Source organism: Brunnivagina elsteri CCALA 953, from assembly GCF_002289455.1.
Classification (GTDB): Bacteria; Cyanobacteriota; Cyanobacteriia; order Cyanobacteriales; family Nostocaceae; genus Brunnivagina; species Brunnivagina elsteri.
Map to the genome: position 1 here is coordinate 1 of NZ_NTFS01000408.1, position 5,746 is coordinate 5,746.

Here is a 5,746-nt window from a genome sequence, read left to right on the forward strand (position 1 = left end):
TTTTTTGAGTATATCCGCGATCGCATTTCTTTGATCGGAAATATCCCATCTTTGGGCAGTATTATTCGGGACAAATCTTCGCTTAACCCGTTTGGTTGGTCGTGGATGCCAGAATAAATCTTTACCCCGAAGTATTGATGGGATACGATTGAAAGATTACTCATTCCCCAATTATGACATCATCTATAGGTAAAGTCACAGAAATTAAATACGTGCTAAATTTAATTTAAATCGGCAAGAAAATACCGATACTATTAAGTAGATTCTTGATTTTAGATTGACTTTCCCAAATGTCCCAAAACTTTGCCACAACTGGAACCATAGCAGCCATAGCTACCGCGATCGCACCACAACAAGGTAGTGTGGGAATTGTGCGTTTATCGGGTTCTCAAGCAGTCGCGATCGCACAAAAACTCTTCCAAGCTCCAGGAAATCAAGTTTGGGAAAGTCATCGCATTCTCTACGGTTATATTCGTCATCCACAAACCCAACAAACAATTGACGAAGCCTTATTATTAATCATGAAAGCTCCGCGATCGTACACTCGCGAAGATGTGGTGGAATTTCACTGTCATGGGGGAATTATGGCAGTGCAACAAGTATTGCAGTTATGTATAGAAAATGGCGCAAGTCTTGCCCAACCTGGTGAATTTACCTTGCGAGCATTTTTAAATGGACGTTTGGATTTAACCCAAGCAGAAAGCATTGCAGATTTAGTTGGGGCAAAATCATCCCAAGCTGCACAAACAGCACTTGCTGGATTACAGGGTAAATTAGCACAACCAATTCGACAATTACGTAACCAATGTTTAGACATACTCGCAGAGATTGAAGCGCGAATCGATTTTGAAGACGATTTACCCCCTTTGGATTGTAACTATATCATTCAGGAATTTGCAAAAATCGCCTCAGAAATAAATCGTATCCTTGCCACAGCAGATAAAGGAGAGTTACTACGAACAGGTTTAAAAGTTGCGATCGTTGGTCGTCCCAATGTGGGAAAATCAAGTTTGTTAAATGCTTGGAGTCGCACGGATAGGGCAATTGTCACTCCCTTACCGGGAACCACTCGTGATGTCGTCGAATCCCAATTAGTGGTTGGTGGTATCCCCGTACAAGTACTGGATACTGCTGGAATTAGGGAAACAGAAGATACCGTTGAGAAAATTGGAGTCGAGCGATCGCACAAAGCCGCTCAAAGTGCAGATTTAGTTATATTGACTATTGATGCTTCCCAAGGTTGGACATTTGAAGATAAAGAAATTTACGAACAAGTAAAATACCGTCCATTAATTTTAGTAATTAACAAAATCGATTTAATTGATTTACCAGATATCCCATCTCCAAAAGAAATAAATCAAATAGTCAAAACTGCTGCGGCAAAAAATCAAGGAATTGAAGATTTAGAAACAGCAATTTTACAAATAGTGCAAACAGGAAAAGTAACGGCAGCAGATACAGATTTTGCCATTAACCAACGTCAAGCAGCAGCATTATTACAAGCAAAAACATCCCTCACACAAGTACAAACAACAATAGAGCAAGATTTACCGTTTGATTTTTGGACAATTGATTTACGTGCGGCAATTCATGCATTAGGAGAAATTACAGGAGAGGAAGTCACAGAATCAGTATTAGAGAGAATATTTAGTAAATTTTGTATAGGTAAATAGAAGCATATAACAGTTTCTAATTGTCCGTAAAAAGTTATATATACGAACTTTTAAATAACTCTATAATATGAAAGGAATTAACTTTTTTTTTCAAATCAACTTGAGCTAATTACAACCTTTCTAACTCTTCTATTTCTCCTATAATGATTATTAGCTAAATATCTCGCTACTAATGGCAGTAAAGTGACAACAATCGAAGCAACAAAAAATAAAATTATTAAAACTAGTGAATTCAATATCGGTATCATACTTGCAAACCATAACAAGCTGACAGAGAAAATAAAGAACCCATAAAATAAATTAGGTGCAGATAAAACAACCGACGATAGTAAGGAGAAAAGTATAAAGATAAACTCCAAGCAAAATGTATAAAAAATAGTTAAGCGAATGCCAGCATATCGCTGATTACGTAAAATATACCAACATCCTATTTTAGTAGTCAAAAATAATACAATTGGCAAATAAATCACAAAATATGGCACTAGAAAAAAAGTAACAAACAACGTAATAAAACAGACAATTCCGACTCCCACAGCAACTTCTAAATATCCACCACCGTGCTTTATTTTTCTGACCATCGCAGGTTTTAATTCCAGTATTTATCAATGAAAATAGCTGATATTCATTGAGTTACACAAGTGCAAATTTACCTAATATAAAAAATACTAAGGTAGTTTCAGCATTAACTTAGGATATCCGTTAGACATAAACCAACATTCATAGGTTAGATTATACTCCAGCCATCTGTGACTATTCACTACCGTAAGACTTGTATAAATATCATCAATTATTTCTTTTGTGGGCATCTTCCCAAGTAGAAAACGTATTTAATAAATTATGCGTAGTTCACCACCGCAGGTATCGCACTTGACGGTAAGATCGAGGTTATTCAAGAAGAATCCTGAGAATAATTCAATCACTATCTAAATGTGATGTTTGTGCTTGAAGGAAGCTTAAACCATGATCGAATCGTGGAATCATCCTACAGTTGAACTTGCTTAGTTCATCAATAATATCTGGACTGTCAAAGTCTTTAAAATTTCGATTCAAAAAACACGCTTGTAGTGGCTGAGAATGGCGTAGATGTTGGATAACAGATGCATAAACAAAGGCATCTTGTGGTGTTAAATCATAAATTGTTTCCGAAGATGCAGCTTCTTTTAAAATCTCAGTATTAAGTGGAACAATTTCCGCAACATTTAAGAGTCGTTCTCTATACTGAATAAAGCGATTTCGCTCTTCCTCATTGCTTTGCACTATTAAGCTAGCAATATCTTGGATACTTTTAATCCGACTTGTATAAGAACTTGTACGTGAAAGTTGTCCTAATTCTGTGTTTAATGACTTTTGTAATTCCTTTCTACTTTTAGCCTGACGGTTTAATTTTTCATGGGGTTCAGCCAGACTATAAGCTGGAACGATCAGCTTTGCGCGTTGTTGTTCGCAAAGTATTAAAATATCTTCACAGCTTTGAGATTGCTCTTGTTTAAAGGTTAGCTCTAAAACAAAATTTGTTTCAACATAAATATTCACGCTATCCCCTCATCCTGAAACTGCCCTCCAGCTAACGCATCATATAATCCTGACTCAATCAGCCAAAGTTGAGTAGCATCAAAGTTTTGTGATGGTTTTTCTGAATGGATAATTTCCCCCAACCAAGAAGCAATAATTATTTCCAGACTTTGCCCACTAATTCTATCCCCGACAATTCCTGCACGCTCAAAATATGGATCGAGAATAGGATGCGCGTCAATAGTATAGTCGGGTTCTTTTTCTAAAATCAGATTCTCACTATTAGTCCACAGGTAAAATTTATCTGGAAAAACCATCAAAAAATAGGGAGCATTGGCTAAAATTCCATGTGCAAGAATATTACGCCGAAATTTTGTAGCCCATTCTGGTGGTACGTTAGTTTTGCTCTTAACCTCGACTACAAGGACAAGTTTACCGTCACGATTGACGACAGACAAATCCCACTGTCGATCCGAGATAACAGCCATAATTGGCTCACCTCAATAATTTAGATACCCTATTATTTTGACGTAAAATGTTATTGATTGGTGTCTACTATGGTTATTTATCTACCGTACAACTTGCATAGATGTTTTGCGGGTATCTTCCCAAGTCGCACAGGTATTTAATAAATCATGCGTAGTTTACCACCGTAGGTATCGCACTTTAATATCGAGTTCTTGCTTCTGGGTTTCTTGTTCGATAGAGAATTTTCCATAAATACCAATCGCTTATATTTGCTATTATTCTACAAGCTTAATAGTCCGCAGAAGTCGTTACGCGATCGCATTGTATTAGCATTTCATCCACCCCGTTTGCGACAATATACCGAGTTTGCTCCTGCTTAGTTTATATGAACAGTATAATTTTGCGATCGCTTGACTTTCAAGACAGTCGCTACGGGAGAAACGCGATCGCACTTGAAAAATTGATTATTTGCTCAATAAACCGGGTTTCTCTCAAAATCAACACGACTATTTTCGACGCAACACCAATAGAAACCCGGTTTCTCCCATCACCCAATGCTGAATGCAACGAAGAATTATTCGGGTTTTCGCGTTTAGGGAGAAAGCGGGTTTCTGGGTTTTGTCATACTAATTGCAGATTTTGTGTGGGGAGAAACCCGCTTTCTGGGATATTTAGTTATTCCCTATTATGACCCAAAAATCGCGGGGGACATACTACAACGAAGAAGCCAGAAAACCCAAAAAACACCAAACTCCCAGTGCCAGGTATGGTCAACCCAGAACCCGCATGACTTCGTGGAAAATGACTCGTTCACAAATCTTTAGAAAATTCTGTAACCCGTATGTGTTACATTTTACAAGTCTGGATGCGATAGAAGAATACTCCCAAAAACCCCCTACTACCAACAACATACACACTCAACCCCCACTCTGCCCATACCCACACCGGGAGGTGTCCAAGAGGGGCATTTAATGTAAGTGTAATATCGTTGTAGTCTAGCCATTTTCCATATGTAATATCCTTGTAGTCTAGCCACTTTCCATTTTTTCGCCAGCCTAAAGCATCACCCAACGCTTGCTCCGCTTTATAATCGACTTTACCACCACACTCCAACCATATACGCTTCTGCACGCTAAAGCCGAAGTTTCCATTGCTGTGTTTTACCCACAGTTGGTCAATTGTGTGGAGGTCAGTGCAAGGAAAGTTATTAATTGACCCAATATCAAACCAACCTTTCTCTTCTCGGTTCGTGACTTTCAGCATAACTCTTCGAGTTTCTTCATCTGCTTCTAGCCAGTTTTGTGCTTTGAGTAGCTTTTCTAAGTTGGAATAATCAATCCCCACATCGGATTTTAATTCAACCTCTGCTTGAGCGGTTACAGGTGTTTGCTGGGGTATCAATAAATCGATCCATTCTTGTATGCTTTGGCTACGCTCTTTTGCCTCCAACGCCATCCCCCGCATAATCGCATCACAACACGGTTGACTCAAGGTAGGAAAAAGTTGCTGTGGTGAAATTAATTCTTCTTCTTCCCATTTACGAGCCAGCGAATTAGTTGGTATTTCCCCCGTAACAGCATAATACAACGACGCAGCCAAGCAATAAACATCAACCGTAGGATGACGCACACCTTTGCGAATTAATTCGTAAGGTGCAAAAGCTCGATTCCCAAAGGACATCGACAACGTGCTTGGTGGTGACATATCCGCAGCAATGCCAAAGTCGATTAAAACAGCTTTGCCAGTTCCCGACTCGGAATTAATCATAATATTGAGCGGGGTGACATCGAGGTGTAAAAGCTTTCTGCGATGCACTTCCACCAAAGCCAAACCAATTTGATGGATGTATTTAACTGCTGCGGTTTCTGATAATTTCCCCTGTTGTCGCACCAAATCCCACAAACTCATTCCCGGTATATATTGCATCACCAAACAGTGACGATTATTGTCTTCAAATAAATCCATTACCTGGACAATATGGGGGTGGGAGTCAGTACATATCTCGGCTAACATCCGTCCTTCTTTTTCCCAGCGTCTAATCGTATCCACACTGACAGCTTTTAGGTCTGCTACTTCACCAATGGTCAAAAACC

At 38.8% G+C, this 5,746-nt stretch carries 5 protein-coding genes; 2 read left to right on the forward strand and 3 right to left on the reverse strand.

What is annotated here, in order from left to right:
* Positions 1-290: 290 nt before the first annotated feature.
* Positions 291-1,673, forward strand: coding sequence for a tRNA uridine-5-carboxymethylaminomethyl(34) synthesis GTPase MnmE (gene mnmE, locus CK510_RS25120; RefSeq protein WP_095724273.1), 1,383 nt, complete (start codon positions 291-293; stop codon positions 1,671-1,673).
* 912 nt (positions 1,674-2,585) lie between these two features.
* Here mnmE and CK510_RS25125 read toward each other — a convergent pair.
* A complete protein-coding gene (locus CK510_RS25125; protein WP_095724274.1) occupies positions 2,586-3,206 on the reverse strand; it encodes a PIN domain-containing protein in 621 nt (206 codons plus the stop codon).
* On the reverse strand, positions 3,203-3,673 hold the full coding sequence (locus CK510_RS25130; protein WP_095724275.1) for a hypothetical protein: 471 nt from the start codon (positions 3,671-3,673) through the stop codon (positions 3,203-3,205). The genes CK510_RS25125 and CK510_RS25130 overlap by 4 nt, the downstream gene beginning before the upstream one ends.
* A 365-nt stretch (positions 3,674-4,038) precedes the next feature.
* Here CK510_RS25130 and CK510_RS31200 point away from each other — a divergent pair, with 365 nt between their 5' ends.
* On the forward strand, positions 4,039-4,344 hold the full coding sequence (locus tag CK510_RS31200) for a hypothetical protein (protein ID WP_143289429.1): 306 nt from the start codon (positions 4,039-4,041) through the stop codon (positions 4,342-4,344).
* A gap of 155 nt (positions 4,345-4,499) precedes the next feature.
* On the opposite strand, the gene CK510_RS25135 is transcribed toward CK510_RS31200, so the two are convergent.
* A partial coding sequence (locus tag CK510_RS25135) for a GUN4 domain-containing protein (protein ID WP_143289430.1) occupies positions 4,500-5,746 on the reverse strand: 1,247 nt, incomplete at its 5' end.

What these genes read in the sequence shown, in the direction of transcription:
- CK510_RS25130 (WP_095724275.1), bottom strand. Translation starts at nt 3,673, where the DNA reads ATGGCTGTTATCTCGGATCGACAGTGGGATTTGTCTGTCGTCAATCGT.
- CK510_RS31200 (WP_143289429.1), top strand. Translation starts at nt 4,039, where the DNA reads ATGAACAGTATAATTTTGCGATCGCTTGACTTTCAAGACAGTCGCTAC.
- mnmE (WP_095724273.1), top strand. Translation starts at nt 291, where the DNA reads ATGTCCCAAAACTTTGCCACAACTGGAACCATAGCAGCCATAGCTACC.